This is a genomic window from Paenibacillus forsythiae T98, assembly GCF_000520735.1.
Taxonomy (GTDB): domain Bacteria; phylum Bacillota; class Bacilli; order Paenibacillales; family Paenibacillaceae; genus Paenibacillus_AQ; species Paenibacillus_AQ forsythiae.
Genome location: NZ_ASSC01000683.1, coordinates 1 through 26,370 on the forward strand (window position 1 = coordinate 1; position 26,370 = coordinate 26,370).

Consider the following 26,370-nt stretch of genomic DNA (forward strand, 5'->3'; position numbering starts at 1 on the left):
AGCTGGAGCCGGCGTTCGGAGCTTCCTTCGTGCCTGTGCTGCTGCAGAATGGCTTCAAGACAGAGATACCCGCAAAATGGGAGACGTCGCCCAGGCGGGCGCCGCGCACCGCGATTGGCAGATACAAGGACGATCAGCTGCTCATTATCGTTGCCGAGGGCTACAATGAGAGCGGCAGCTCGGGAGCCACGCTGGAGGAGCTTCAGGACAAGCTATACCGGATGGGCGTAACGGATGCCTATAATCTGGATGGCGGGGGTTCCTCATCGCTCGTTGTCGAGGGGAAAGTCGTGAACCGGCCGTCCGACGGCGCTCTGCGGCCGGTGCCGACCAGCTTTTTATTTTTCAAATAACAGAACCGGTATTAATATGTATGCGGCTGATCACAACGTCATTTATTTTTGCTTGCACGCCGGCTATAATAAGGGTATTACCGCTAATTTCATTTGGAGGTGTCCGCATGTCATTCTCATTGACCTTTTGGATTATCTTCCTTGTGTTTCTGCTGTTTCTGACCGGGATTCTCACCGCCTCCTATAATGATGACAAGACCAAGGGCCTCTAGAACCAAGCTTCCTTCGGATATCGAAGGGAGCTTCTTTTATGGCGATGGCAGCAGAGGAGAAACGATCGTCGTTGCCTGAAATCCGCAAGCCTCCAACAGAAAAACGCCGCAATCATGCGGCGCTCTGCTTCCGGCGAGTACGCTTGCAGCTTGAAGCGCTTCTCGGAAGATTCTATATTGCTTAAGCGTGTCTTTGCAGTTGGGTCATTTCACCCAGACACTGGCCGCAAATATAACGTTCCTTATATTCGTTGACCTCTTCCATGGAACCGCAAAATACGCATTTGGGACGATAGCGCTCCAAAATAATATGGTCCCCCTGCACCAAAATTTCGACAGGGTCCCCCTCATTCATTTGATACCTTTTACGAAGGGATTTCGGCAATACAATTCTGCCGAGCTGATCCACTTTGCGCACTACACCAGCAGGCTTCATCCAACGCACACCTTTCCTATTCAACTTAGTAAATACCATGATATTTCCATTCCATTGATTATTTCGATATATAATTGTCGAATCCTGCTGATAATAAATAAATTTCTGTAAATCTTTAAGTCAAACCCGGAAAATTCAGCTGCCGAAGCGCTTCATATACGATAATTGCCGCAGAATTGGACAGATTGAGCGATCTTACATCTCCGGTCATCGGCATGCGCATCGTTGTTTCCCGCCCGGCCTTCAGAATACTCTCCGGCAAGCCTTTCGTCTCTTTACCAAACACAAAGAAATCGCCGTCCTGAAAAACATAATCGGTATACCGCTTATCCGCCTTGGTTGTCGCATAAAAGAAACGTCCCTCCGGGTACATCTCCAGCACTTCTCCGAAGGAATCGTGATACTCAATGTGAACGGCATGCCAATAATCCAGCCCGGCCCGTTTCAGGGTAGCATCGTCGGTACGAAAGCCAAGCGGACGCACCAAATGCAGATGAGTGCCGGTAGCCGCGCAGGTCCGTGAAATATTCCCTGTATTGGCCGGGATCTCCGGCTCGACCAGTACAATGTGAAGTGCCATCAAATCTCTCCTCTTTGCTTTCATAGATTCCTGAACACAATAAGACCCCCCAAAGCGGGGCCTGCGCCTAAGCGCTCGCTCCTGTTGCTGTGCGGGGGATCTCGAAGGACAGGCTCATTCGTTTAGAAGACCTTCCACCGTAACGGCGGAAGGTCTTTAAATTCCTTGCTAGGTGGTTAATTAACCTTGAGTCTTCTGGAAGTGATTCATGAATTCGGTCAGCGCTTTGATGCTCTCGTAAGGAACGGCGTTATAGATGGAGGCGCGCAAGCCGCCAACACTGCGGTGTCCCTTGAGACCAACGAAGCCTTCCTGCTCCGAAGCCTTGACGAATTTCTTCTCCAGCTCTTCGGATTCCATCCGGAAGGTAACGTTCATAATGGAACGGCTGCCCTGCTCCGCTACACCGCGGTAGAAACCGCCGCTGGCGGCGATAGTATCATACAGCAGTCCCGCCTTATCGCGGTTCTTCGCCTCGACTCCGGCCAGACCTCCCTGCTCTTCAATCCATTTCAGCACTTGGTTAACCATGTAGATCGAATAGGATGGCGGCGTATTGTATAGAGAGTTATTTTTGTAATGGGTGCTGTAACGCAGGATTGTCGGAATGTTGGAAGGAGATTCGGCAATCAGCTCTTCCTTGGCGATTACGACAGTTACACCGGAAGGTCCAAGATTCTTCTGCGCGCCGGCATAAATCAGTCCGAACTTGCTAACGTCGAAGCTGCGGCTCAAGATATCACTGGACATATCCGCGATCAGCGGAAGAGATCCGGTATCGGGGAATTCCTGATACTGAGTGCCTTCAATCGTCTCGTTGGAGGTAATATGCAGATAAGCGGCGTTATCGGCTGGCTTGATCGATCCAAGCTCCGGAATAGCCAGGAACTTCTTGTCTTCGGACGTTGCGGCAACATGCGCTTCGCCTGCGATCTTGGCTTCCTTGATCGCCTTGTCCGCCCAGCTTCCCGTCTTAACGTAGCTGCCTACCTTGCCTTCGGAGAGAAAATTCAATGGAATCATTGCGAACTGAGTCGAAGCTCCGCCTTGAATGAACAATACTTTATATCCGGCCGGCTTGCCCAGCAGCGAAAGCAGACGTTCCTGCGCTTCATTGTGTACGGATTCATACACGGCTCCACGGTGCGACATTTCCATAATCGACATCCCGGTCTCCCGGAAATCGACGAATTCCGCCTGTGCGCGCTCCAGCACCTCAAGAGGTAATGCCGCAGGACCCGCGTTAAAATTATAAGCTCTCTTGCTCAAAATACTCCCACCCTTTCTCTTCTATCAATATGGTTATGATAGCAATAATCTAACATGGCAGCAAGTATAATTATTCACATATTCGCGCATTTACATCACCGGAGCGCAAGAACTCCGAATTTTGCCACTTTAATGCAGCGCATCATAAAATAATCATCCAAATTTCATGGATTTTCGACATTACCCTTGTCAAAAGGAGACCGGGATCAAATCGCATTATTGCCGGAACCATAGGGACTTATGCACTAGATGCGTTTGGGACTCCCTTTATTCAATTGAAAAATGAAATTATGGAAAAAAGAAGCCACCTCGCATTAACCGCGAGCATGGCTTCTTGTGATGAGCAAGCGTTCCGTCTGCACGGAATGCTAATGATTTAATTCTTATACATCGAAATACAGGGAGTATTCATGCGGATGAACGCGAATGGCTACTTCTTGAGCTTCGCCGCGCTTCAGATCGATGTAGTTGTCGATGAAGTCCTTCGTGAAGACGCCGCCTTCTGTCAGGAACTCATAGTCAGCTTCCAGAGCGTCCAGCGCTTCGTTCAGGCTGCCTGGTACGCTGCGGATTTTCGCTTTTTCCTCATCAGGCAGTTCGTAGATGTTCTTGTCGAGCGGGCCATAGCCAAGCTCAACCGGGTTGATCTTCTTCTTGATGCCGTCCAGACCAGCCAGCAGCATTGCGGAGAAGGCCAGGTAAGGGTTAGCCGTGGTGTCCGGAGTACGGAACTCGATACGGCAGCCTTTAGGTGTTACGGCAGCTACCGGGATACGGACTGCAGCGGAACGGTTGCCCTTGGAGAATACCAGGTTAACCGGTGCTTCGTAACCAGGAACCAGACGTTTGAAGGAGTTCGTGCTCGGGTTGGTCAATGCGATCAGCGCCGGAGCATGGTACAGAATACCTCCGATGTAGTGCAGAGCCGTTTCGCTCAGGTTGGCATATCCGCCTTTTTCATAGAACAACGGGCTGTCGCCGTTAAAGATCGATTGGTGAACGTGCATGCCGCTGCCATTGTCGCCGAAGATCGGTTTAGGCATGAAGGTTGCCACTTTGCCGTATTGGCGGGCAGTGTTTTGCACGATGTATTTGTAAGTCAGCAGGTTATCGGCAGTCTTCTTCAGTGTATCGAAGCGGAAGTTGATTTCAGCTTGTCCAGCTGTAGCAACTTCATGGTGATGGCGCTCGATGACCAGACCGGCTTCAGCAAGCAGACGACACATTTCACTGCGGATATCTTGCTGAGTATCAACCGGAGCAACCGGTACATAACCGCCCTTGATGCCGACTTTAAAGCCGAGGTTGCCGCCTTCATCCTTGCGGTTCGAGTTCCAGACCGCTTCTTCGGAATCCACGAAGTAGGAGGAGCTGTTCATTCCGCTCTCGTAACGAACGTCGTCAAAAATGAAGAACTCGGACTCAGGAGCAAAGAATGCTGCTGTTCCTACGCCGCTCTTTTGCAGGTATTCTTCCGCTTTAACAGCGATACCGCGCGGGTCACGCTCATAACGCTCGCCGTCTGGAGTGAAAATGTCGCACATAATGTTGAGCGTAGGGTGAGCGGTGAAAGGGTCAATATATGTAGTGCTTGGGTCCGGAATCATAACCATGTCCGACTCTTCAATTCCGCGGAAACCAGTGATGGAAGAACCGTCAAAAGCTACGCCATTCACAAAAGTCTCTTCGTCAACAGCAGCAGCCGGCAAAGCAATATGATGGGCCCGTCCACCCAAATCAACAAAGCGGAAATCTACCCATTCAATGTTGTTCTCTTTAATCGTTTGCAACACTTTTTCAACCGACATGAAATTTTTTCCTCCTCAGGTTTGAACATTAAGTTGTACCCACAATGCAAATGTTCTTCATATTAATTTTAACTGTCGTCATTATAAAACTCAAACCTTACATCGTCAATGCTTATGTGAGGTATTTTTTATACCAATGTGAGATATTCTTACGCTTTAGTGAATTATTTTATAAAGGGCGCGGATGCGGCAAATTCGGCTCCGACAATAAAGCAAACAGCCTTCTCCCAGAGGTTGGTCCGGAAAAAAGGCTGCTCTATAAGCGTTCAATTATTTAACAGTAATGGCTTCCTGGGTGGAGAATTTCTTGCCGACAAGCGGCGCCAGCTTCTCCAGGTCTTTCAGCAGATTGCTGAACTGATCCGGGAACAGGGACTGAACGCCGTCTCCTGTCATGGAGTTGTCCGGATCGTTATGCATTTCGATAATCAGGCCGTTCGCGCCGGCGGCTACAGATGCCTTGGCCATAGGCTCTACCAGTTCACGGCGTCCCGTGCCGTGGCTCGGGTCGGAAATAACAGGAAGATGGCTGAGTCCTTGAAGCACCGGAATAGCGGACAGATCCAGCGTATTGCGGGTGTAGGTCTCGAAGGTGCGGATGCCGCGCTCGCAGAGCATAACGTCCCGGTTGCCGCCGGCCAGAATGTACTCGGCCGCATTCAGCAGCTCGTCGTATGTCGCGCTGAAGCCGCGTTTCAGCAGTACGGGACGGCCGCATGTTCCAAGGGCGCGCAGCAGATCAAAGTTCTGCATGTTCCGCGTGCCCACCTGGAGGATATCGGCGTATTCCGCGCATACGTCAACATACTCCGGCGTCATAACCTCGGTAATGGTCAGCAGGCCATGGCGCTCTCCGGCTTCCGCCATCATCTTCAAGCCTTCCACGCCGACGCCCTGGAAGCTGTAAGGACCGGTGCGGGGCTTGAATGCTCCGCCACGAAGAATCTGCGCTCCGGCGTCCTTAACCAGTTTTGCGATGAGATCAATTTGCTCAGGCGATTCCACTGCGCAAGGGCCGCCCATGATTGCCAGATGCTCTCCGCCGATCTTGACTCCCTTAACCTCGATGATCGTATCGTCCGGGTGAAAGTCTCTGCTGGCCAGCTTGTACGATTTGGATATTTTAACCACGTTCTCTACACCTTTCATTTGACGAAGATGTTCGGCAAGCTTCGGATTAACGCTGCCTACCAGGCCGATGACCGTGCGGTCGGACCCCTTGGACAAGTGAGCCTGAAGCCCCTCCTTCTCGATCACTGCGATAATCTCGTTGATTTGTTCCTCCGGAGTTTGATTCGATGTAATAACGATCATCTGACTTCTTCCTTTCCAATACTGTATAGTTTAATGTTGGATGATTTGCAAATCACTATTATACTACGACGCTTTTAAGCTTTTATGCTTTTAATCACTAAAGCAATTCTATGCCATAATCCGATTTCCGTCAACCCCTAATGCAAAAATAAATATTGGATGAGTTTTGGCACCCTGCACCGCCAGGGCATAGGGCGCCAAAACCGGAGTACTTAAACAAGATTATGACTCGGAAGCCTTCCCGGCCTTGGCCTTGACCGGCGGAAGCAGCTTCGCCATGTTGACCGTACGCCTGATCTCCCATGTGCCGGGATCTGCCGGATCGTACTGCTCCAGATAAGCTATGACTTCCTTCGTGATTGGCGTCGGTGTCGACGCACCCGAAGTGACGGCTACTTTCGAGATGCCCTTCAGCCACTCCGGCTTCAGCTCCGATACGTCGGCAATCCGGTGGGCCGGAACACCGGCAATCTCCTCGGAGACCTGAGCCAGCCGGTTGGAGTTGTTGCTGCGCGGGTCGCCGACGACGATGACAAGCCCGGCCTGCCCGGCCTGCTCCGCGACGGCTTCCTGACGCACCTGCGTGGCCAGGCAAATCTCGTTATGCACTTCGGCGCCGGGGAAGGTCTCCAGCAGCTTTTTCATAATATGCCTGATGTCCCATTGGCTCATCGTCGTCTGATTCGTAATGACAATCCGGGAGCCTGCCGGGAGGGAAAGAGAAGAAATCTCCTCTTCCTTTTCAATCAGGTGGACATGTTCCGGAGCGATGCCCACGGCTCCTTCCGGCTCGGGGTGGCCCTTCTTGCCGATATAGATAATTTCGCAGCCTTCCGCGACCTTTTCTTGAATAAGGTCATGCGTCTTCGTTACATCGGGGCAGGTGGCGTCGACGGTTGTCAATCCTTTGTCCCGCGCTTTCTTGCGCACCTCCGGCGAAACACCGTGAGCGGTGAAGATAACAGACCCGCTGTCAATCTTGTCCAATATTTCTAAACGATTGCTGCCGTCCAGCGTGATAATGCCCTCCTCCTCGAAGGAGTTAGTAACGTGGCTGTTATGGACAATCATGCCGAGTATATAGATCGGCCGGGGAAGGTCGAGATTCTTCGCGGCCTGACGGGCCATAACCATGGCATCGACCACGCCGTAGCAGTATCCCCGGGGAGATATTTTGATTACTTCCATCGCTTCACCAGCTTTCTGCCGTCATTGAAATTCAGAGCCCGTTTCATTATACCCTATTCCAAAGGGGCGGCAAAGAGAAGGGGCAGCCAGATCACGAACGTTGTACCTTCACCCTGCCGGGTAACCACCTCGACCGAGCCGCCGTGCTCATCGATAATCCATTTGGCGATGGATAATCCGAGTCCGATGCCTTCGGTAATCCCGCGCGATTCATCCGCCCGGTAGAACCGGTCGAAAATATGCGGCACCTCGTCTTTTTCCATACCGATGCCGGTGTCCGCCACCCGGATGCCTACCTGCTGCTGATAAATGACCGCGCCAAAAGTCACTTCGCCAGACGGCGTATATTTGAAGGCATTGTCAATAAAAATGAACAGCATCTGCTGCAAATAATCCTTGTTGCCCAGCACATATTTGCCGTTGAGAACCGACAGATCTTCCGTAATCCACTCCGCTTCCCGGGGAAGGAAGCCGGCGCGGCGGGCCACCTCATTCATCATCGGCTCCAGGGCCACCGGCTCCTTCTCGAAGGTGCGGCCCGTATCGGCTCTGGCCAGGGACAGCATATCGGCGACCAGCCGGCTCATGCGCTTCGCCTCGTCCGCGATATCGTGCACCGACTCCACCGAGATTTGCCGAATCGCCGCTTCATCCAGCGACGGATTCTCCCCCGGCTCCAGCTCCCATACCTTTTGCAGCAGTTCAATGTTGCCCCGGATGGTCGTCAGCGGCGTGCGAAGCTCATGCGAAGCGTCCGACACGAAACGGCGCTGGGCCGCGTACGAATCCTCCAGATTTTTATAAAATCCTTCCATACGCCCCAGCATGCTGTTCACCGTCCGGATCAGCCTTCCGATTTCATCCGGCGGCCCGTTGTATTCAATCCGTACGCTGAGGTCGTTGCCGGTCTGAATGCCTTCGGCCGCTTCAATTACCTTGCCAATGGGGCTCATCGCCTTGCGGGCCAGGAACAGGCCGAGGGTAAAGGCCGCGATCAGCGTGGCGAAGGAACCGGTAATCAGAATCGTCTTCAGCCGGTCCAGCAGCTTGTCCTGGTCTCCGGTATAGGCCGCCATTTGCAGAACAGCCGCCGGATTGTTGCCGTAGCCCTCGATATAGATCGCCTTCTGATAAATCAGGAAATGGTAGCCTCTGTAATAGGCATCCTTGAACCCTTCACCCTTAAGGGTCTCCCTCGCCGGAATATCGAACCGTAGATCAATATTCTTCAAGGTCATACTCTGGATAAAGTCCCTGCTGTCGTAGAAGTACATTTGCCCGTACAAATTCTGAGCCTCCAGGCGTTTGTCGAACACAACATCCAGCGATTCGCCTTTTGCCTGGTTCCGGAGCCTGTCCTTTAAATCCCCATACGTATTAATATAAAAAAAACCGAAAATGGCGGCTGAAAAGGCCAGCAGCATGACGGCCAAAATTCCCGAATACCATGCGGTCAGCCGCAGCTTGATCGACATCTTAGTTGTCACCTCTTAGAATATAGCCGGCTCCCCGGATGGTCTGAATGAGGCGCTTGCCGCCGTGCTCCTCCGTCTTTTGGCGCAGCATGGCGATATACACCTCAAGCACATTGGATTCGCCGCTGTAATCATAGCCCCAAATCTTGTCCATGATCAGATCGCGGGACAGCACCCGCTTCGGATTCTGCATAAACAAATGCAGCAGCTCGAATTCCTTCGCCGTCAGCTCGAGCCTCTTGCCCCCGCGCGTCACTTCCCGCGAATCGACATCCAGCACAAGATCCTCATAGACGGCCACCTGCTCGCCGCCTCCATGCTGCTCGCTCCCCCGCCGCAATAGCGCTCTAACCCGCGCCAGCAGCTCTTCCAGGGCGAACGGCTTGACGAGATAATCGTCCGCTCCGAGATCCAGCCCTTTGACCCGGTGCTCCACCTCATCCTTGGCCGTAAGCATCAATACGGGAACGGTGCTGCCGCCCTCCCTGAGCCTGCGGCACACCTCAAAACCGTCCACCTGCGGCATCATAACATCAAGAACAACCACATCCGGATCACCGTTCAGTACGGCCCGCAGGCCGTCGGCCCCGTTGGACGCCGTCTTTACGTCATATCCCTCAAAAGCGAGTCCTCTACGCAGCATGGAAATGATTTTATCGTCATCGTCAATAATCAAAATATTCGGTCGCATGAAGCCGCCCCTTTATTCATGTTCTATATGTCTCTATTGTATCAGTGAATGCTCCGCCGCGCACATCTACGACAAAAGCGGAAGGGCCGCCCCTCCCGCTTAAATCTGTACCGAATGACTATCGCCGGGTCTGTGTTGTGCTGAAATCGTTCTTGTTGCCGATCGTTACCTGCAAATCCAGATTTTTGCCGTCTCTGACGACGTTGAGCGTAATTTTGTCTCCGACCTTCTTGGTCTTGATGAAGTCAATCAGCTCCTGGTTGGTCGCATATTTCGTGCCGTTGACGCCGGTAATAATATCATATGGGCGCAGATCGGCAACGTACGCCGGGGACTTGTACAGGATATCAGTTACAACGGAGCCTTCCTTGATATTGGTGCCCATTTGCTTCGCCACTTCATCGGTAATTGTCATCAGCGTAGCGCCGATAAACGGAACCGGTTCTTTCGGAATGGCCTGATTGGCTTCAAGCTTGTCGACAACTTCCTTGATTTTATTGACCGGGATGGCAAAGCCAATGCCCTGCGAGTCCGTACTGACGGCAACGTTCATGCCGATGACCTGGCCGCTTGAGTTAAGCAGCGGTCCGCCGGAGTTGCCGGGGTTGATGGAAGCGTCTGTCTGCAGCAGACCTGTATAATTGCGCGTGCCGCTGCCTTGCTCTTCATTGATATCAATGCTCCGGCCCTTGGCACTCAGCACCCCTGCCGTAACCGTATGGTCAAAGCCCTGCGGATTGCCGATGGCCACAACTTCCGAGCCTACCTTGATGGCGTCCGAGTCGCCGAGCGGTACGGTTGGGAAGTTGTTGTCACCTTCAATCTTCAGCACCGCGAGGTCCAAATCCACACTGAACCCAAGCAGCTTCGCTTCGTACGGTTTGGAGTTGCCGTCGACGGTAACCTGGATGACGTCGGCATTCTCGATTACGTGCTGGTTGGTCAGAATGTATCCGGCTTTATCATAAATAAATCCGGTGCCGATGCCGTAAGGCGTCAGCTGCGAATCCGAACCGGAATTGCCGTTGTTCTGCTCCGACTGTCCGGACGAGCCCCCGCCAAACTGGTCACCGAAGAAGAACTGAGAGAACGGATCGTTCAGGCTTGGATTGCTTTGCCCTCTGCGGGAGGTTGATTTGACAAGCGTTTCAATCTTGACGACCGCAGGTCCCGCTTCGTCCACGACGCTGGAGACGCCTTGTGATCCGGTCACAAGTCCCGCCGTCGAAGTCGTCGGCGCCACAGTGGCGTGCTCATTGACCGCCTTGCCCTGCGAGCTTAAGACCGCCGTTGCCGCCTGGTCCGATGTGAACCAGTTTCCCCGGTCAGCCATGAACATGGAGCCGGAGAGCACCAGCATCCCGGCGAGAAAGGAAAGGACAGCCGTTTTTACGGGCTTCTTCGGCTTCGGGTTATACTGCCAGCCGTTCCCGCCGTCCGAACCGTTTCCGCCGCCGCTGCCTCCCCCGCCATAACCGCCGCCGTAACCCGTGGGGCGGATCGAATTGTACGGCATCGGCTTGACCGGCTGGGGAGAGGTGATTTCCACCCTTTCCGGCTCCCTGCGGCTGTAATGCTCCACTCCGTCCGTATCCTGCTCATTATGATTAAGGGATTTAAAAGGGCCGTACGAATAATAGTAGGATGAATTCGATTCGGGAGATTGTCCGCCGTTGTTCCATTCCCGGTCCGGCGACGGTTTCCCGAAGCGATCGTCGCCGTCGCCATTATATCTGTTCTTGTTATCGTCCATTGTTTTTACCCTCCCGCGCCCTGTCCCTCACGGACAAGGAGTGATTTAGCTTTCTTGGGTTTATTTTGTACTTTAAACCTTAAGCCGACATTAAAAACAATTTAAGCGAAGATAAAACATTCCAGCGATAGAAACAGAACAAAGAAGCCCGGAGCGCCTTCTACCTTTGGCACCGGACCTCATTAAACAAGCCTATTCTTGCAAAAAAAGCCGTCGAATTCATAGAATTCAAGATTGCTCGGCCATCCGCCGGAAGCTCCCGTGGACGACTGGCCCCGGACTACCCTTGGGTTACCCATCCCTTGCGGTGCGCATAGATGGCCAGCTGCGTGCGGTCCTCCAGCTCGCACTTCATCAGCAGATTGCTGACATGCGTCTTGACCGTCTTGATGCTGATATGCAGCTCCTCGCCGATATCCTTGTTGGTCTTGCCCTCCGCAATCAGCAGCAGAACCTCCCTCTCCCGCTCGGTCAGTCCGGAGGTGTCGCCCTGCACCGTCCGCTGGCGGATGCCGCGCGTCAGCGCCTGCGACACATCGCCGGTCATCACCGGCATGCCCCGGTACGCGCCCTGCAGCGCATAAATCAGCTCTTCCGCCGACACCGTCTTGAGCACATAGCTGACCGCGCCCGCTTCGATGGCGTCCACCACAAGATCATCCTCCAGGAAGCTCGTCAGTATGACGATCTTCATCCCCGGATACTCGGACAGCACCGCGCGGGTCGTCTCCACACCGTTCATCACGGGCATCATCAGATCCATCAGGATCAGATCGGGCAGCCCATCCTCACCTCGGGAATACAGCAGCTCAAGCGCCTCCCGTCCGTTCCACGCTTCGGCTATCACCTCAAACGTCGGCTCAAGCATCAGATACGTTTTAAGCCCCATGCGAACCATGTCATGGTCATCCACCAGCAGTATTTTGATCGCGCTCATTCGCCGCTTGCCTCCTCTTTCCCTTCTTCTTGGCTTGCCGCCGCCAGACCGCCAGCGGCAGGCATCTCTCCACCGTTCCCCTGAACAAACTTGGGAATATGTACGCGGATCGTCGTGCCCGCCCCCCTGCGGCTGATAATTTCAACCTGGCCGCCAAGCTTCTCTGCGCGTTCCCGCATCGTCGTAAGGCCGTACGATCCCTGCTTGCCATGCATCAGCTCGAATCCCTGCCCGTCGTCGCTGACGCTGAGCGCGACCTGTCTAGGGCCCTCGCGCAGCGACAGGCTGACCAGGCGCGCTCCCGAGTGCTTCACGATGTTCGCCATCGCCTCCTGGATAATCAGAAACAGCTGATGCTCGATCGCCTCGGACAGCTCGCCCTGCAGTTCAAGCTCCTTGATGCCCTTCAGTCCATTCTGCCGGCAATAATCCGGGAACCATTTCTCCAGCGCCTCGAACAGGTCCCTGCCTTCAAGCTCCACCGGACGAAGCTGTGCAATCAGCGCCCGCATCTGCTTCTGAGCCATCTGCGACATCGTGATCAGCTGGTCCATCACCGTCCGCCCCTGTTCTTCATTCCGCTCAAGCACCTTAGGCAGCGAAGAGGCGGACATGTGGATGGCGAACAGCTGCTGGCTCACCGTATCGTGCAAATCCCGGGCCATCCGCCGCCGCTCCTCAAGAACCGCGCTCTCCGCCGCCTTCTCCTTCTCAACAACCTCCTGCTCGCCCAGACGCTGAAGCAGCTTCATTTTATTCTCGACCGCATCCATCATAATATTGAACTCATGATAAACTCTTGCAAAAGAAGGATCGTCGCTGCCTGGCATCCGTACCGAAAGATTGCCTTTAGCCACTTTCAGCATATTGAGATCAAGGTGATCGATCCGCCGCTGAATCCGCTGGCCGGCCATATAGCCGATAACGGCGGTAAACAGCACGATCCCAAGGCACAGGTATACCCACATCCGGGGGTCCTCGACCTCAATATAGCCCAGGCGGCTTCCCGCGTACATCAGCACGGCCGTTACACTGCCGCAGAGCAGGAAATACAGCAGCAGCACCCACTTCGTATTTTTAAAAATCGTCCCCATCGCCTAACCCACCGTCTTAACCTTGATATCTCCGATAAAAGCGCTGATATTGATGCGGATTTTTTTGCCGGCTTCCTTGTAATAAGGCGTCTTGCACTGCACCGAGCTCATGAACCCGCTGCGCGAGTGGTCCAACACTTCCATATCTCCGATGAACGAGCTGCTGTTAATCGAAATGCCGAGATCCATGTCGTCCGGAATATAGACTTTCAGATCACCGATAAAAGCGGAAAGATTAATCTTCGTCTCACCGTACGGAATTTGCGCGTTGGTCAGGTCAAGCACCGTATCGCCGATAAATTGCGAGATATTCGTGTTCTTTAGCTGGAAATGCTCCCGCCCCATGTGGATATCACCGATAAAAGTGGAACGGTTCGTCGTTTCCTTGCCGTCGTTATGGTGATGCCATTCATATCCGCCATGCTTGCGCTCATGACGCTCCCACCGCTCGTTGTTTCTGCGTTCGTGGCGTTCCTCCCGCTCCTGGCGTCTGCGTTCATGACGATCCCGGTTCTCCTGCCAGCGTGAATCGGTCCGGCCGCTTAGGTCTGGCTCCCCATCCATGCTCAAGTAACGTTCCCGGCCGTCCGTTCCCGCTCTCCCCGGCGCATTTCCGGCGGAGCCGCCTTCTTCCCTGACGCTGCCGAACTTTCGCTCAAATTCTTTATCCAGTGTTGACTCCAGCGGCCGCGGCGGCTCGGCGTTCTCCCCAGGCTTGTTCTCCGGATAAAACTTCGGAGGCGCAGGCGGCGGCCCGGGCGGTCCGGAACGGTGCGGCCTGAAGATGACCAGGAGCCCTCCGCCGATCAACGCGACCGGAACGAGCATCGTGAAGAAATCACCGGCGGAAAGGTCGAACCAGCCCAGATTCCGTCCCAGGAAATACACGCCCATGGCGAGAAAGAACAGGGAGCCAATGGAGGAAAAGCCTCTGCCGCCTCCCCCCAGCAGGCGCTGGCAGCCTATAATAATCAGAACAACCGGCCAGAAGGTGGAGAACAGGTAACCGATATCAATATCGGCATATCCCATCTGCCGGAGCAAAAACAGCACGCCGAGCCCGATCAGAATCAGGCCGCCGAACACCTGGCTGGCTATACGTCTTCTCATCTGTCATTTCCCCTTTAGCTTATTGTAGCGCTCTTGCCTCATAGACCAAGTCTACAACAGAGCACAGCCGGTTAACAGCGGCGAGGGAATGAAACCTTCTCGGTCTGCAGACGGAGAGATTGAAAGCCCTTACCTGATAAAAATAAAAATGCCCCGCCTCAGACGAGGACGGGACACGGTTTAAATGACGCTTTAGGCTGTAAGGCTTACGCTTGCGGTTTTTGGACCGGCTTGGCGACGCCGCTTTGCTTCGTTGCCGCGTTATTCTCGGCGGCGAACTCGGAGTTGAATTTTTCATTTGGAGTCTGGTAATTTTCTTGAACCTTCGGTTTTTTAGCCACGATGGTCACCTCCCTTTACTCTCTCCGCCGGGCATTATCCGCCCAATCGGAAGACGAATCAGAGGCTGATTTCTGTGCCCCAGTCTGTATTATGGGAAGGCAAGCCGAAGATTATACTTTTCATGTGAAAAAAAGAGCATGGCTCTCTCCGGTCAGATGATTTCATCGAGCATTTCCCGGGGCACGGTATCATAGGCGCGGATCGCGCTGCCGATATTTTTCAGCATGGCTTCCGTACATTTGCCACTGCCGCGTTTGATCAACTGGACCTCCACCGTTTGTTTCCCCCACTCGCTGTATACCTGCCTGATGGTTGCAAAATACAGGTCAATCTTATGCCCCTTGATCGCCGACCCGGTGTCCGCGACAATCGCATAGCCGTACCCCGGCACATATAAAATGCTTCCCAGCGGCAGCACCTTGGGGTCGGCGGCAATGGTCGAAACCGCGTTCTTGTCTCTTCGCACCTTGACGCCCGAATAGGTGATGCCGTATTCCGGGTGGCTCGGCCGCTTGCCGGTCGATTCGAAGCCCGCTGTATATCCGGTCGCTGTCATCTTGAATATGCGAATGATCTGCTCAGGGGCCGGGGCGGCCACTGGAATGGATGACTGTTCCTTCAGCTCCCCGGATGGCTTATGCGGATACATCTGAGTGACCGGCACAGCGGCAGCCATCGGTTGAACGGTAGATAATGCGGGCTTCCGGTCCGCTTCGCGTCCCGCCTTCGTATATAGGAAGGATAGAGCAACCATGAAAGCAAAGGTGACGAATATGCACCAAGACCTCTGCCAAACACCCATTTTGTTCATCGTGAGAAACTCCCCCTTATTAGCGAAGGGTTCCCGATTCCCCAAAATTTATACATGAAGCGCGTTTGCCGCTTCACAGGGTATTGACAGAGGTCTATTCGTTACAGTGAAATACGCTCAGCTAAACCATCCTGCTTGTTAAAAAATAGCCTTGGTCGAAGCTTCGGAAGCGAGGCTCTCGATGACCTCGTCAAGCGGCTTCGCGCCGATGTCGCCTTCCCCGCGTCTGCGTACGGAGACGGTGCCGCTGTTCTTCTCGTTCTCGCCGACGATGAACATGTACGGAAGCTTCTCAAGCTGGGCTTCACGGATCTTGTATCCGAGCTTCTCATTGCGCAGATCGGCTTCGGCTCTAAGGCCGCGGCGGCGGAGCTTGTCGATCACTTCGCTGGCGTAGTCGTCAAAAGCGCTCGACACCGGAATGACCTTCACCTGCTGAGGAGAGAGCCAAAGCGGCAGCGATCCTGCAAAGTTCTCCAGCAGGAAAGCTACGAAACGCTCCATCGTTCCCAGAATGCCGCGATGCAAGACGACCGGGCGGTGCTTCTGTCCGTCATCGCCGACATATTCCAGCTCAAAGCGCTCCGGCAGCAGGAAGTCGATCTGCACGGTCGAGAGCGTCTCTTCCTTGCCGAGCGCGGTCTTGATCTGCACGTCGAGCTTCGGACCGTAGAATGCGGCTTCGCCTTCCGCTTCGTAGAACGGCAGTCCGGCTTCTTCCACCACCTCGCGCAGCATCCGCTGGGCGGTCTCCCACATCTGGTCGTTCTGGAAGTATTTCTCGGTATCGGCCGGATCGCGGTAAGACAGGCGGAAACGGTAATCATCGATGCCAAAATCGCTGTAGACCTGCTTCACCAGCTCAAGCACGCGGGTAAATTCGCTCTTGATCTGATCCAGACGGCAGAAAATATGCGAGTCGTTCAACGTCATGGAACGGACGCGGTGCAGACCGGTCAGCGCGCCGGACATTTCATAGCGGTGCATGATGCCAAGCTCGGCAATCCGGATCGGCAGGTCGCGGTAGCTGTGCATGCTGCTCTTGTACACCATCATATGGTGCGGGCAGTTCATCGGGCGCAGCACGAATTCCTCGGTGTCGATCGTCATCTTCGGGAACATGTCTTCCTGATAATGCTCCCAGTGGCCTGAAGTCTTGTACAGCTCGACATTGCCGAGCACCGGGGTATACACATGCTGGTAGCCGAGATTCGCTTCCAGATCGACGATATACCGTTCCAGAATGCTGCGCAGCTTGGCGCCCTTCGGCAGCCAAACCGGCAGGCCCTGGCCTACCAGATTATTGAACGTGAATATCTCCAATTCCTTGCCGAGCTTGCGGTGATCGCGCTTCTTCGCTTCTTCCAGCAGGCGGAGATGCTCGTCAAGCTGAGCTTTCTTAGCCCAAGCGGTGCCGTACACGCGCTGCAGCATCTTGTTCTTGCTGTCGCCGCGCCAGTATGCTCCGGCAACATTCATCAGCTTGAAGACTTTGATTTTGCCGGTTGAGGGCAGGTGCGGGCCGCGGCAGAGGTCGAAGAATTCACCCTGCTCGTATAAAGTGATTACGCTGTCCTCGGGCAGCGCCTCAATAAGCTCAAGCTTGTACGGGTCGCCAAGCTCCCCGAAGATTTCAAGCGCCTCCTTGCGGCTGACCTCCTTGCGGACAATCGGCAGATTCTCCGACACGATACGCTCCATTTCCTTCTCGATCTTCTGCAGATCTTCCGGATTCAGCGGATGCTCCAGATCCATGTCATAGTAGAAGCCATCCTCAATGGTCGGCCCTACGCCAAGCTTAACCTCTTTCGCGCCGAACAGCCGCTTGACGGCCTGCGCCATCAGATGGGCGGCGCTGTGCCGCATCACCTCAAGCCCGTCCTCGGAATCGAGCGTCACGATCTCCACCAGGTCTCCGTCGCCAAGCTTGGCGGACAAATCGACGGTCGCCCCGTTCAGCTTGCCGGCGGCGGCGTTCTTGCGCAGCCCGCTGCTGATGGAAGCCGCAACATCCTCAATGCTGCTGCCTTCTGGATATTCCCGGACCGAACCGTCCGGTAATTTAATGCTTACTGCCATGGTCATTTCCTCCTCGAAGTAGTGGTCAGCCTATCTCAGCGGCTGTCAGCCGCGTAAAGCTTACGGAACGGACATACCCACGCATAACAAAAACGCCCGTCCCGCATAGGGACGAGCGTCTGCACCCGTGGTTCCACCCAAATTCAATTCCGCCTGATGCCCCGAGACTCAAGATGAGCCGGGCGGCAACGGAATCCTTGTTCAGCATGGGAATAACGGCCATGAACCGGCGGCTCTTACAATTTCCCGGCGAGAGCCGGCAACCGGAATCAGACCGGGGCGCTTTCGCCAAGAAAGTTCATAACCGCAGCTACAAAGGGGTAAACCGAAGACCGGATTCCGAAGGAAATTGCAGCGGGCTTTCCTCTCTCTGGACGGACCTGGAAATCGATTCATGTCTTTGTCAATGCTGTTCGCGTGAATAATGTGTAATTATAAATGCTGGTGACCGCTCCCGTCAAGCCACCGGGTCTTCTATCAGCTCGCTCATGGCTCCTCATTATGCGTCTTTCGATCAGGCAAGCGGCCGGCGCGCTTCAGGCTCTCCCGCAGCAAATACTCAATATGTCCGTTCACACTGCGGAACTCCTCCCCCGCCCAACGCTCCAGCGCTGCATACAGCCCGGGATCAATGCGCAGCGGAAAGTTCTTCTTGGCCGCCATGACAGGACCGCCTTAGTATAACGAGCCGGTGTTGATGACCGGACTCGCTCCGCGCTCGGATACAATGGCCACCATCAGATTGTTGATCATGGCCGCCTTCCGTTCTTCGTCCAGCTCCACAACGCCGCTCTCCTTAAGCTGCTTGATCGCCATATCCACCATGCCGACCGCCCCTTCCACAATGATCTGGCGCGCCGACAGAATGGCCGAGGCCTGCTGGCGCTGAAGCATCGTGCTGGCGATTTCAGTGGAATACGCAAGATGCGTCAGCCTTGCTTCCAGCACCTCGACCCCCGACAGGGACAGCCGATCCTGCAGTTCCAGGGCCAGCTCCTTGGCGATTTCCTCGGCATTGGCGCGGAGAGACATGCCGTTTCCGCTGAAGCTGTCATAAGGATATTTGCTCGCCACATGACGAAGCGCCGTCTCGCTCTGAATCTCCACAAATTCCATGTACTTGTCTACATCGAACAGCGCTTTTGCCGAATTGATCACCTTGAACACGACAACAGCGGCGATCTCGATCGGATTGCCCTCAATATCGTTAACCTTCAGCTTGACGCTGTTGAAATTGCGCACTCTAAGAGAGACCGTCTTGCGCTTGCTGATCGGAATAACGGCCCACATGCCGCTGGCCGGGATCGTCCCGACATATTTGCCGAAAAAAGTGACCACGACGGACTTGTTGGGCTGCACCACCGTAATGCTTGTCATCAGCACTCCCGCGGCTGCGAACAAAATGACCGGCACTGCATTATAGCTCTGGACAGCTCCGTAAACTCCACCGCCGAGGCAGATGACAATCAAAGCGATAATCCAGAAGCCGCTAATGGGGCGAAGCATTTTTTCTTGCATAAGGCACCTCCAAAAAGGATATGTATTTGATACTTATATGATATCACTATTGGATACTGATGTAAATTATTATTTTCAGGTAAGTGATTCTATCCGAAAAAAATCACAGATATGAACCCGAAGCTTCCTATACTATTAATTTGATAGAGAAACTTTGATTAAGCGATTGCCTGGGAGGAGGTGGATAAAGGAATGAGCATTAAGGAGCAGGTGCTGGACACGATTAAATCCGCCGGCAAGCCCGTCAGCGCGGGCGAGGTAGAGAAGCTCTCCGGTCTGGACCGCAAGGAGATCGACAAGGCTTTTAACGAGCTTAAAAAAGAAAAAGCGATCGTTTCCCCGGTCCGCTGCAAATGGGAGGCCGCCGAGTAAGATCGCGGAATGCGCCGGGAATCCGTCCGGATGCCCTTTTCGCTGTTTCGCCGTAGGGTTCGTTCAACCTTTAACTGGCTGTAACCTCGGCAATAAACGCAAACAGCCCGAAGCCTTTCGCGGCCCCGGGCTGTTTGCTTATCCCATTAATTCTGCATCACAAAATCGCGTCGCACTCCCGAGGAAGCGTCGTCGAACACTTTCAGAATATCGTACTGCGTGTTGCGCTGCGCCGGGATTTTGCCAGCCTCGCGGATAATTTGCAGGATCGACTCGATGTTGACCTTGTAGGTCGCGCCGGCAGAGGAAACGACGTTCTCCTCAATCATCGTACTGCCGAAATCATTGCAGCCGTATTGCAGCGACAGCTTGCCCACCTCCGGACCCATCGTCACCCAGGAGGATTGGAAGTTCTCGATATTGTCGAGCACCAGCCGGCTGATTGCCACTGTCTTCAGGTATTCTTCCGGAGTCTGGCGGTCCAGCTTCAGGTTCGTGTTGTCGGGCTGGAACGTCCACGAGATGAATGCCAGGAAGCCCTCCGAATTGTAATTCTTCGCAATGCATTCGTCCTGTGCTTCGCGGATACGCAAAAGATGCAGCGCCCGCTCCTCCAGACTCTCTCCGAGTCCGATCACCATCGTCGCCGTCGTATTCATGCCGATTCGGTGCGCCGTCTGCATAACCTCCATCCAGTCGCGCCACGGGCCTTTGAGACGGCTGATTCTTTTCCGTGTACGGTTGTCCAGAATTTCCGCTCCGCCTCCGGGAAGCGAATCAAGGCCCGCCGCATGAATCTGGCGCAGCGTCTCTTCCAGAGTCAGCCCCGAAATCTCCTTCATTTTCATAATTTCCGCCGGGGAGAAGGAATGCATCGTTATTCCGGGGAATCGCTCCTTGATACCGCGCAGCAGATCGATGTAGTAGCTGAACGGCAAGTCGGGGTTCGTTCCCCCTTGCATCAGAATTTCGGTTCCGTCCACGGCGATGGTCTCTCTGATTTTTTCAAAAATCGTCTCATCCGGCAGAACATAGCCTTCCTCCGAGCCGGGTCTGCGGTAAAAAGCGCAAAAGCGGCAATACACATCGCATATATTCGTATAGTTGATATTGCGTCCGATAACGAACGTTGTCACCGGCTCGGGATGCCATCTTTTCATAATGGTATTCGCCGCAGCGCCCATTTTTTCAATCTCGTTGCTCTCGAACAGTCTGACTGTATCCTCAACCCCAAGGCGTTCGCCCTGCAATGCTTTATTCAAAATTTGATCGATCGCGCCCATCATTAGCAGCCTCCTTTTAGAACCTTGCCTGAATCAATGCATAAAATTTGTATGACAAAGGAATATATCCGTTAATTCATCCTATCACAAACCGCTGCGCTTAAAAACCGTCTTTTTCAATCCCCGATCTGCAAAAAGCATAAAAAAAACCCGCAGTGCGCACTATTTGGAGCCTGACCGACGTTGCACAAAAAGACGGCGCCGCCAGCGTGTGGCGATGCCGTCTATGTTCGATTGACCAGTATCTTTATCCCTGTTCTGCCTGCAATAAATCCGCCGATGCCTAAACCGGCTGGCCGGACCGGGCGCTATCCGCCTCAAGCTCTGTCCGCGCCGCTTCCAGCGCCTGCTCCAAATCGGCAATCAGATCGTCGATATGCTCGATGCCGACCGAGAAACGCAGCAGCCGGTCATCCACGCCGACCGCATCGCGGATTTCAGCCGGAATATCGGCATGTGTCTGTATCGCCGGATAGGTCATCAGCGACTCAACTCCGCCAAGGCTTTCGGCGAACGCAATCAGCTTGATGTGGCGCAAGATAGGCTCCACATATCTCGCATCCTTCACCTTGAAGGAGAAGATGCCGGTGTTGCCGCCCGACTGGCGCTGCTGAATTTCAAACCCCGGATGCCCTGGAAGACCCGGATGGAATACTTCCGCAATCGCCGGATGCCCTTTCAGGAAATGGGCGATGCCGAGGGAGTTGCTCTCATGCCGCTCCATGCGAAGCGCCAGCGTCTTCATGCCTCTCATGAGCTGGTAGCTGTCGCTCGGGCTGAGCACGGCGCCGATGGAGTTATGGAGAATAGCCATCTCCTCCGACAGTTCCTTGCCCTTCGTTACGATAAGGCCTGCCAGCACATCGTTATGCCCGCCCAAATATTTGGTCGCGCTGTGGATGACAATATCCGCGCCAAGCTCCAGCGGACGCTGGAAATACGGCGTCAGCAGCGTGTTGTCCACAATCGTCAGCATTCCGTGGCGGCGGGCCCAGGTACACACAGCCTCAATATCCGTAATCATCATCAGCGGGTTGGTTGGCGTCTCAATGAAGACCGCTTTCGTGTTATCCCGGCGGGCCGATTCCAGCGCGTCGAAGTCATTGGTGTCCACATAGGAGGCGGAGACGCCGAATTTGGACATAATCCGTTCCAGCATCCGGTACGTGCCGCCGTACAGATCCAGCGAGACGATCAGATGATCGCCCTGCCCAAACAGGGTGAAAATCGTTTGCAGCGCGGCCATCCCGGAGCTGCACGCAAATCCGGCGTCGCCGGACTCCAGCTCGGCGGCCGCTTGCTCCAGCACGGAGCGTGTCGGATTCTTGGTCCGAATGTAGTCAAAACCTGTGCTTTGTCCGAGCTTTGGATGCCGGAATGCGGTGGACTGGTAAATCGGATAATTCACCGCGCCCGTCGCCGGGTCTTCCTGCGAGCCGATCTGGGCCAGCCTGCTTTCAATCCTAAGTTTGTCGTTCATGATTAACCCCCCAAAGTTAGTGGCTGCAATCTTCAATATAATATGCCTTGCCTTAAAGGTACAGCATTCATATTACAGGTCCGATATCGTATGGCGTTTCCTGATAGACGTAGTAGTTAAGCCAGTTGGAGAACAACAGGTTCGCGTGGGCGCGCCATACGGCGGGCGGCGTCCGCAGCGGGTCATCGTTCGGGAAGTAATGCTTCGGAAGAGCGATATCCATCCCCTTGGCAATATCGCGCTCATACTCCCCTTTCAGGGAGAACGGATCGTACTCGGAGTGCCCGGTCACAAAAATCTGCCGCCCGTCATGAGTAGCCACGATATATACCCCGGCCTCCTCCGATTCCGCCAGAATTTGCAAATCGGGCGTATTCAGGACGTCCTCGCGGGAGATGTCCGTATGCCGGGAATGAGGCACATGGAACAGCTCGTCGAAGCCGCGCATCAGCTTGGTATTCGGCGCAGTGGTCCAGTGTGGGAACACGCCGAAGCATTTTTCGGAAAGACCGACCTTACGGACACCGTAATGATAGTAAAGTCCCGCCTGGGCCGCCCAACAGATATGCATCGTCGAGGTAACGTTGTCCTTGCTCCATTCGAAAATCTTTTTGATCTCCTCCCAGTAGTTCACATCCTCAAAGTCCATCTGTTCCACGGGGGCGCCCGTCACGATCAGGCCGTCGAAACGGCGATGGCTGATCTCGTCAAATGTCTTATAGAAGCTCTTCAAATGCTCCGCCGAAGTGTTCTTTGAGGTATGGGAGCTTGGATGAAGCAGTGTGACATCCACCTGTAAAGGCGAGTTGCCGACCAGCCGCAGCAGCTGTGTTTCGGTCGTTTCTTTGGTGGGCATCAGGTTTAAGATAGCAATCCGCAGAGGGCGGATATCCTGGTGAAAGGCTTGACTTTCATCCATAACAAAAATATTTTCCCCGGACAGGACCTCCTTGGCGGGCAGACCGTCGGGAATCTTGATCGGCATTGTGTAAGCTCACTCCTTCTATACTATGGAAACCCCAAGAGGCGGATTAATCAGGGAACAAATAAAAACCCTTCCCGCAATAAACGAGAAAGGTCATATTTATACTGCACATATGATACTCTCTCATCTGTCAGACAACGCTCCAAACTGACTCAGTTCAGCTTGCGTCTCTGCAAGAATTAGCACCGTGCGTCTCACGCCGGTTGCCGGGTTTCATCGGGCCAGTCCCTCCACCTGCTCTTGATAAGATTTCGACATATTCAATTAAAATTCTTATAAATCACTTTAAATCATGAACCTCGCTTTCGTCAAGTCCATACACTATGATTGGAGTCTTGATGATGACAACAATTTTGCTTGAAAGAGGCATTACCCGGCGTTATACTAGACAAGTATTTCAGAGATAAGACCCTGGGCATCAACGCGACAATAAAGAGGTGAGAAGAAGAATGGAAGGCGACCCGAGTACGCAGCACAGCACTGATCAGGAACAACCGTACAGGATGAATATCAGCTTGCCGGCGGCGGGAGCGCTTCTTCTTCATGCCTTCGGAATATAAAGCGGCCTTTTTTAGTTTCAGTTGCCGGTCAGGCTGATTTTCCCCTGTGCTTTCTTAAGCATATCCCTGGGCAAGCTAGGGAGAGAAGGAGTGAATCAGATGAAGATCCGGCTGGTGAATGCAGGCATTTTTACGCCTGTAGACGATATTGAACTGACCCTTAACCCTCCGGCGGAAGGGTTCTACTGGATTGACGCCGACGTGGACGATTTGGAGCTGCTGCAGCCTCTGTTCAATCTGCACGATCTGGCTGTGGAGGACTGTCTCAGCGACGAGGAGCAGCGTCCCAAAATTGAAATTTACGAGAGCCATTATTTTATTGTGGTGAACAGCATCCGGTTTGACGACGAGGAAATTTTCCTGCGCGCCCTTAATATTTTTCTTGGACGGCACTTTATTATTACCGTCACGAAGCAGAAGATTCACGAGCTGCGTGTACTGAAGCCTATCCTTTGGGAGCAAGAGGTCGGCACGCCCGATCGGTTCCTCTACCTGCTGATCGACCTGGTCGTGGACAATTATTTCGCCGTCGGCGACCGGATCGAGGTGCGGATCGAGAAGCTCGAAGAGGATATTCTGATGCATACCAAGAAATCGCACTTAAGTGAAATTATCGGTCTGCGAAGTGAAATCCTGTGGCTGAAGAAAATGCTTGGTCCGCAGAAGGAAGTTGTCAATACGCTTAACAAAAAGGATCTGCGGCTGATCGACGACCAGCTGCAGAAATATTTCAGCGATATCTACGAGAACGCGGTCAAAATCTCGGAAACATTTGATACGTACCGCGATCTGATGGGCAACTTGCGGGAAGCTTATCAATCGAGCATCGCGAACCGCGCCAATGAAATCATGCGCGTGTTTACGGCGATTACGACCATATTCATGCCGCTGACCGTGATTACCGGTATATACGGGATGAACTTTGAAAATATTCCCGAAATTCATACAACATACGGCTACTATGGCGTCATTGGCGTCATGGTAACGCTGGGCTGCGGCATGTTATACCTGTTCCGCAAAAAAGAATGGCTATGACAGCAGCAGAATCCGATTCCCGCAAACGAAGGTCTCCCTGAAGCGAACAATCGCCAGGGAGACCTTCGTTGCTTAAACCCGGCTTGCTTTCGCGTTCGCTACAGATGCTCCACCACTGCAGCCGCTCCCGCATTCTCTCTCCGGTAGCGAATCCGAATCAGCCGCAGCCGCTCGTAACGCATGTCTAGACCGGCTGCGCGCGCTGCCTCTTCGCCGTATACTTTATGCAGCACCGGCTTCAGAAATACATCTCCCAGCTCCCTGTAAGCGTTCCAGACCGCTTCCTGCTCACCGGATGGCATGTCCTCCAGCTCCCGCTGAATCAGCGGATCGACCATGTAGCCGTCCTTCTCCAGTTCCTCCGCCGCCTCCAGGATCTCCCTGCGGGATAGATGGCTGCGCGCTTTAAGCTCCTCCAGTCCGCAGCCGTCCGCAATTCCCTGGAGAAGCTCCCGCCGCTGGCGCAGCCGGTCCAGCTGCTTCTTATATTTCATCTCCCTCTGCTTGTACAGCCAGGAGGTAAAGAACCCGTCATCGATCTCCTCGCTGACCCAGTTCAGAGGAAAGGTGTGGCTGCGCTCCACTGCGGAGGTAACGGCCAATATTTCCGGACCATACTGCTCTGCCTTGGCTTCGCCGACGCCCGGGATTTGCAGCAGTTCTTCCACCGAGCGGGGCAGATAGGCGCTTAGCAGCCGCAGCAGCCGATTGCTCGCCAGCAGATACGGCGCCTTGCGCTCCAGGGACGATCTTTTCCGTCTCCACGCGCACAGCTCTTCGTATACCGTCTCGTTCCCATGCAGCTCGCTGTAATACTGGAGCTTCATCTGCTCCTGATTCCGTCCCGTCACCGCCGCCTCCTCATGAAAGACGCCATCGATGAGCGGACGATAGCCTTCTCCCATTTTGGCCGCCAGTTCATGTCTGTATACCCCCAGCATCTCGTTCCAGGAGCTTCCTTCATACCACAGGGAACCGGCGGATTCCGGAGCTTCGCCACAATCGCGCCAGCCCACGCGCCACACGCCCTCCTCCTCGCCGATCCACAGCTGGGCGAAATCCCCCGCGGACCCGCCGGAATGTTTGGACAACCGGTTCATAAATACGATTTGCATGTTGTTTCCCTGCCTTTTCACTTGATTTTGGATAATGTTCAGCATGCCGCCTCAAGCTCCAATCGGAGCCTTCCGGAAGATTCAACGCAAAAAAAGCGCCTCTCTCACGGCAAACGTGAAAGAGGCGCTTCCTCTCTATCCTACGGCTATACTGTTAATTCATACGATACCATAATTTACCGAACAGTCAATCCCCTTTGTGCAAAAGGCGGCTTAATTGCCGGTCGTCCAGGAGATTACTCCCGAGCAAGAGCCATATTGGCCAAAGCGATCGAACCGGCCAGGCCGGCGTTGTCGCCAAGCTGCGGAGGCACAATATAGTTGTCGATGTCAGCAGCCAGCGAAGCATGCTGCACATAGCCTTTAAGCAGGTCCTGCAGCTTCGTGCGAATCAGCGGGAACAGGTGGCTCTGCTTCATGACTCCGCCGCCCATGACAATTTTCTGCGGAGACAGAATCAGAACATAGCTCATCAGAGCATGCGCCAGGTAATGGGCCTCGATCTCCCACGCCAGATGATCCGGCGCCAATTCAGCCGCCGGTCGGCCCCAACGGCTGCCGATGGCAGGA

General features: G+C 54.0%; 26 protein-coding genes and 1 riboswitch. Of the genes, 4 read left to right on the forward strand and 22 right to left on the reverse strand.

All coding sequences use genetic code 11. The features are described 5' to 3' along the window. The coding region (locus L692_RS0120960) for a phosphodiester glycosidase family protein (RefSeq protein WP_025701983.1) at positions 1 to 353 on the forward strand (353 nt) is incomplete at its 5' end. Positions 354 to 603: 250 nt separating this feature from the next. Beyond that, positions 604 to 750 (forward strand): hypothetical protein, encoded by a 147-nt coding sequence (locus L692_RS32050; protein WP_156940538.1) that lies wholly within the window; start codon positions 604 to 606, stop codon positions 748 to 750. Here L692_RS32050 and L692_RS0120975 read toward each other — a convergent pair. The 17 genes from L692_RS0120975 to L692_RS0121060 form a co-directional block, all read right to left on the reverse strand. After that, complete coding sequence (locus L692_RS0120975) at positions 747 to 1,001, reverse strand: AbrB/MazE/SpoVT family DNA-binding domain-containing protein (RefSeq protein WP_025701984.1); 255 nt, start codon at positions 999 to 1,001, stop codon at positions 747 to 749. The genes L692_RS32050 and L692_RS0120975 overlap by 4 nt on opposite strands. Before the next feature lie 115 nt (positions 1,002 to 1,116). Next, the gene (gene trmL / locus L692_RS0120980) at positions 1,117 to 1,581 is read right to left on the reverse strand and encodes a tRNA (uridine(34)/cytosine(34)/5-carboxymethylaminomethyluridine(34)-2'-O)-methyltransferase TrmL (protein WP_025701985.1); all 465 of its coding nucleotides are present in this window, start codon (positions 1,579 to 1,581) and stop codon (positions 1,117 to 1,119) included. A gap of 180 nt (positions 1,582 to 1,761) precedes the next feature. Beyond that, complete coding sequence (serC, locus tag L692_RS0120985) at positions 1,762 to 2,850, reverse strand: 3-phosphoserine/phosphohydroxythreonine transaminase (protein ID WP_025701986.1); 1,089 nt, start codon at positions 2,848 to 2,850, stop codon at positions 1,762 to 1,764. Between the two features lie 383 nt (positions 2,851 to 3,233). Then, positions 3,234 to 4,658: a type I glutamate--ammonia ligase gene (gene glnA, locus L692_RS0120990; RefSeq protein ID WP_025701987.1), complete on the reverse strand. Its 1,425-nt coding sequence runs from the start codon at positions 4,656 to 4,658 to the stop codon at positions 3,234 to 3,236. A 270-nt stretch (positions 4,659 to 4,928) separates the two neighbouring features. Beyond that, positions 4,929 to 5,972, reverse strand: a complete 1,044-nt coding sequence (gene aroF / locus L692_RS0120995; RefSeq protein ID WP_025701988.1) for a 3-deoxy-7-phosphoheptulonate synthase — start codon at positions 5,970 to 5,972, stop codon at positions 4,929 to 4,931. A gap of 222 nt (positions 5,973 to 6,194) precedes the next feature. Next, positions 6,195 to 7,160: a 4-hydroxy-3-methylbut-2-enyl diphosphate reductase gene (locus L692_RS0121000; protein WP_025701989.1), complete on the reverse strand. Its 966-nt coding sequence runs from the start codon at positions 7,158 to 7,160 to the stop codon at positions 6,195 to 6,197. A gap of 53 nt (positions 7,161 to 7,213) precedes the next feature. After that, positions 7,214 to 8,635, reverse strand: a complete 1,422-nt coding sequence (locus L692_RS0121005; protein WP_025701990.1) for a sensor histidine kinase — start codon at positions 8,633 to 8,635, stop codon at positions 7,214 to 7,216. Position 8,636: 1 nt separating this feature from the next. Further along, the gene (locus L692_RS0121010) at positions 8,637 to 9,326 is read right to left on the reverse strand and encodes a response regulator transcription factor (RefSeq protein WP_025701991.1); all 690 of its coding nucleotides are present in this window, start codon (positions 9,324 to 9,326) and stop codon (positions 8,637 to 8,639) included. A gap of 118 nt (positions 9,327 to 9,444) precedes the next feature. After that, on the reverse strand, positions 9,445 to 11,079 hold the full coding sequence (locus L692_RS0121015) for a S1C family serine protease (protein WP_025701992.1): 1,635 nt from the start codon (positions 11,077 to 11,079) through the stop codon (positions 9,445 to 9,447). Positions 11,080 to 11,359: 280 nt separating this feature from the next. Beyond that, positions 11,360 to 12,016: a response regulator gene (locus L692_RS0121020; protein WP_025701993.1), complete on the reverse strand. Its 657-nt coding sequence runs from the start codon at positions 12,014 to 12,016 to the stop codon at positions 11,360 to 11,362. Continuing rightward, on the reverse strand, positions 12,013 to 13,110 hold the full coding sequence (locus L692_RS0121025) for a sensor histidine kinase (RefSeq protein ID WP_025701994.1): 1,098 nt from the start codon (positions 13,108 to 13,110) through the stop codon (positions 12,013 to 12,015). Before L692_RS0121025 ends, L692_RS0121020 begins: the two co-directional genes overlap by 4 nt. 3 nt (positions 13,111 to 13,113) lie before the next feature. Next, on the reverse strand, positions 13,114 to 14,220 hold the full coding sequence (gene liaF, locus L692_RS0121030; protein ID WP_025701995.1) for a cell wall-active antibiotics response protein LiaF: 1,107 nt from the start codon (positions 14,218 to 14,220) through the stop codon (positions 13,114 to 13,116). Positions 14,221 to 14,426: 206 nt separating this feature from the next. Beyond that, positions 14,427 to 14,561 carry a hypothetical protein gene (locus tag L692_RS33870; RefSeq protein ID WP_269636741.1) on the reverse strand — a complete coding sequence of 45 codons (135 nt, stop codon included), beginning with the start codon at positions 14,559 to 14,561 and terminating at the stop codon, positions 14,427 to 14,429. Positions 14,562 to 14,713: 152 nt separating this feature from the next. Next, complete coding sequence (locus tag L692_RS29695) at positions 14,714 to 15,238, reverse strand: 3D domain-containing protein (RefSeq protein WP_051503554.1); 525 nt, start codon at positions 15,236 to 15,238, stop codon at positions 14,714 to 14,716. Positions 15,239 to 15,511: 273 nt separating this feature from the next. Continuing rightward, positions 15,512 to 17,452 carry a threonine--tRNA ligase gene (gene thrS / locus L692_RS0121045; RefSeq protein ID WP_025701997.1) on the reverse strand — a complete coding sequence of 647 codons (1,941 nt, stop codon included), beginning with the start codon at positions 17,450 to 17,452 and terminating at the stop codon, positions 15,512 to 15,514. 486 nt (positions 17,453 to 17,938) lie between these two features. Next, positions 17,939 to 18,115: a type II toxin-antitoxin system antitoxin gene (locus L692_RS31345; protein ID WP_036724843.1), complete on the reverse strand. Its 177-nt coding sequence runs from the start codon at positions 18,113 to 18,115 to the stop codon at positions 17,939 to 17,941. A 12-nt stretch (positions 18,116 to 18,127) separates the two neighbouring features. Continuing rightward, entirely contained in the window at positions 18,128 to 18,970 is an 843-nt protein-coding gene (locus L692_RS0121060; protein ID WP_025701999.1) for an SPFH domain-containing protein, read from the reverse strand. A gap of 192 nt (positions 18,971 to 19,162) precedes the next feature. On the opposite strand from L692_RS0121060, the gene L692_RS0121065 reads away from it, so the two are divergent. Then, complete coding sequence (locus L692_RS0121065) at positions 19,163 to 19,342, forward strand: transcriptional regulator (protein ID WP_025702000.1); 180 nt, start codon at positions 19,163 to 19,165, stop codon at positions 19,340 to 19,342. A 146-nt stretch (positions 19,343 to 19,488) separates the two neighbouring features. Here the strand turns inward: L692_RS0121065 and mqnC are convergent, their stop codons facing one another. The 3 genes from mqnC to metA all read right to left on the reverse strand — a co-directional run bounded on the left by mqnC (position 19,489) and on the right by metA (position 23,090). After that, positions 19,489 to 20,625 carry a cyclic dehypoxanthinyl futalosine synthase gene (mqnC, locus tag L692_RS0121070; protein ID WP_025702001.1) on the reverse strand — a complete coding sequence of 379 codons (1,137 nt, stop codon included), beginning with the start codon at positions 20,623 to 20,625 and terminating at the stop codon, positions 19,489 to 19,491. Between the two features lie 283 nt (positions 20,626 to 20,908). Then, a complete protein-coding gene (locus L692_RS0121075; protein ID WP_025702002.1) occupies positions 20,909 to 22,105 on the reverse strand; it encodes an aminotransferase class I/II-fold pyridoxal phosphate-dependent enzyme in 1,197 nt (398 codons plus the stop codon). 67 nt (positions 22,106 to 22,172) lie between these two features. Then, the gene (gene metA, locus L692_RS0121080; protein ID WP_025702003.1) at positions 22,173 to 23,090 is read right to left on the reverse strand and encodes a homoserine O-acetyltransferase MetA; all 918 of its coding nucleotides are present in this window, start codon (positions 23,088 to 23,090) and stop codon (positions 22,173 to 22,175) included. Positions 23,091 to 23,210: 120 nt separating this feature from the next. Next, positions 23,211 to 23,340: riboswitch (SAM riboswitch) on the reverse strand. Positions 23,341 to 23,749: 409 nt separating this feature from the next. On the opposite strand from metA, the gene corA reads away from it, so the two are divergent. After that, the gene (gene corA / locus L692_RS0121090) at positions 23,750 to 24,685 is read left to right on the forward strand and encodes a magnesium/cobalt transporter CorA (protein ID WP_025702004.1); all 936 of its coding nucleotides are present in this window, start codon (positions 23,750 to 23,752) and stop codon (positions 24,683 to 24,685) included. Between the two features lie 98 nt (positions 24,686 to 24,783). On the opposite strand, the gene L692_RS0121095 is transcribed toward corA, so the two are convergent. Both L692_RS0121095 and L692_RS0121100 read right to left on the reverse strand, forming a co-directional pair. Continuing rightward, a complete protein-coding gene (locus L692_RS0121095) occupies positions 24,784 to 25,800 on the reverse strand; it encodes an HRDC domain-containing protein (RefSeq protein WP_025702005.1) in 1,017 nt (338 codons plus the stop codon). A 236-nt stretch (positions 25,801 to 26,036) separates the two neighbouring features. Then, on the reverse strand, positions 26,037 to 26,370 hold a 334-nt coding region (locus L692_RS0121100), incomplete at its 5' end, for an ROK family protein (protein ID WP_025702006.1).

Bases quoted from the DNA above. Each gene is read 5' to 3' on its own strand.
- L692_RS32050 (WP_156940538.1), top strand. From the start codon at position 604: ATGGCGATGGCAGCAGAGGAGAAACGATCGTCGTTGCCTGAAATCCGC.
- L692_RS0120975 (WP_025701984.1), bottom strand. From the start codon at position 1,001: ATGAAGCCTGCTGGTGTAGTGCGCAAAGTGGATCAGCTCGGCAGAATT.
- trmL (WP_025701985.1), bottom strand. From the start codon at position 1,581: ATGGCACTTCACATTGTACTGGTCGAGCCGGAGATCCCGGCCAATACA.
- glnA (WP_025701987.1), bottom strand. From the start codon at position 4,658: ATGTCGGTTGAAAAAGTGTTGCAAACGATTAAAGAGAACAACATTGAA.
- aroF (WP_025701988.1), bottom strand. From the start codon at position 5,972: ATGATCGTTATTACATCGAATCAAACTCCGGAGGAACAAATCAACGAG.
- L692_RS0121000 (WP_025701989.1), bottom strand. From the start codon at position 7,160: ATGGAAGTAATCAAAATATCTCCCCGGGGATACTGCTACGGCGTGGTC.
- L692_RS0121005 (WP_025701990.1), bottom strand. From the start codon at position 8,635: ATGTCGATCAAGCTGCGGCTGACCGCATGGTATTCGGGAATTTTGGCC.
- L692_RS0121010 (WP_025701991.1), bottom strand. From the start codon at position 9,326: ATGCGACCGAATATTTTGATTATTGACGATGACGATAAAATCATTTCC.
- L692_RS0121015 (WP_025701992.1), bottom strand. From the start codon at position 11,079: ATGGACGATAACAAGAACAGATATAATGGCGACGGCGACGATCGCTTC.
- L692_RS0121020 (WP_025701993.1), bottom strand. From the start codon at position 12,016: ATGAGCGCGATCAAAATACTGCTGGTGGATGACCATGACATGGTTCGC.
- L692_RS0121025 (WP_025701994.1), bottom strand. From the start codon at position 13,110: ATGGGGACGATTTTTAAAAATACGAAGTGGGTGCTGCTGCTGTATTTC.
- liaF (WP_025701995.1), bottom strand. From the start codon at position 14,220: ATGAGAAGACGTATAGCCAGCCAGGTGTTCGGCGGCCTGATTCTGATC.
- L692_RS29695 (WP_051503554.1), bottom strand. From the start codon at position 15,238: ATGGCTGCCGCTGTGCCGGTCACTCAGATGTATCCGCATAAGCCATCC.
- thrS (WP_025701997.1), bottom strand. From the start codon at position 17,452: ATGGCAGTAAGCATTAAATTACCGGACGGTTCGGTCCGGGAATATCCA.
- L692_RS31345 (WP_036724843.1), bottom strand. From the start codon at position 18,115: ATGGCGGCCAAGAAGAACTTTCCGCTGCGCATTGATCCCGGGCTGTAT.
- L692_RS0121060 (WP_025701999.1), bottom strand. From the start codon at position 18,970: ATGCAAGAAAAAATGCTTCGCCCCATTAGCGGCTTCTGGATTATCGCT.
- L692_RS0121065 (WP_025702000.1), top strand. From the start codon at position 19,163: ATGAGCATTAAGGAGCAGGTGCTGGACACGATTAAATCCGCCGGCAAG.
- mqnC (WP_025702001.1), bottom strand. From the start codon at position 20,625: ATGGGCGCGATCGATCAAATTTTGAATAAAGCATTGCAGGGCGAACGC.
- L692_RS0121075 (WP_025702002.1), bottom strand. From the start codon at position 22,105: ATGAACGACAAACTTAGGATTGAAAGCAGGCTGGCCCAGATCGGCTCG.
- metA (WP_025702003.1), bottom strand. From the start codon at position 23,090: ATGCCGATCAAGATTCCCGACGGTCTGCCCGCCAAGGAGGTCCTGTCC.
- corA (WP_025702004.1), top strand. From the start codon at position 23,750: ATGAAGATCCGGCTGGTGAATGCAGGCATTTTTACGCCTGTAGACGAT.
- L692_RS0121095 (WP_025702005.1), bottom strand. From the start codon at position 25,800: ATGCAAATCGTATTTATGAACCGGTTGTCCAAACATTCCGGCGGGTCC.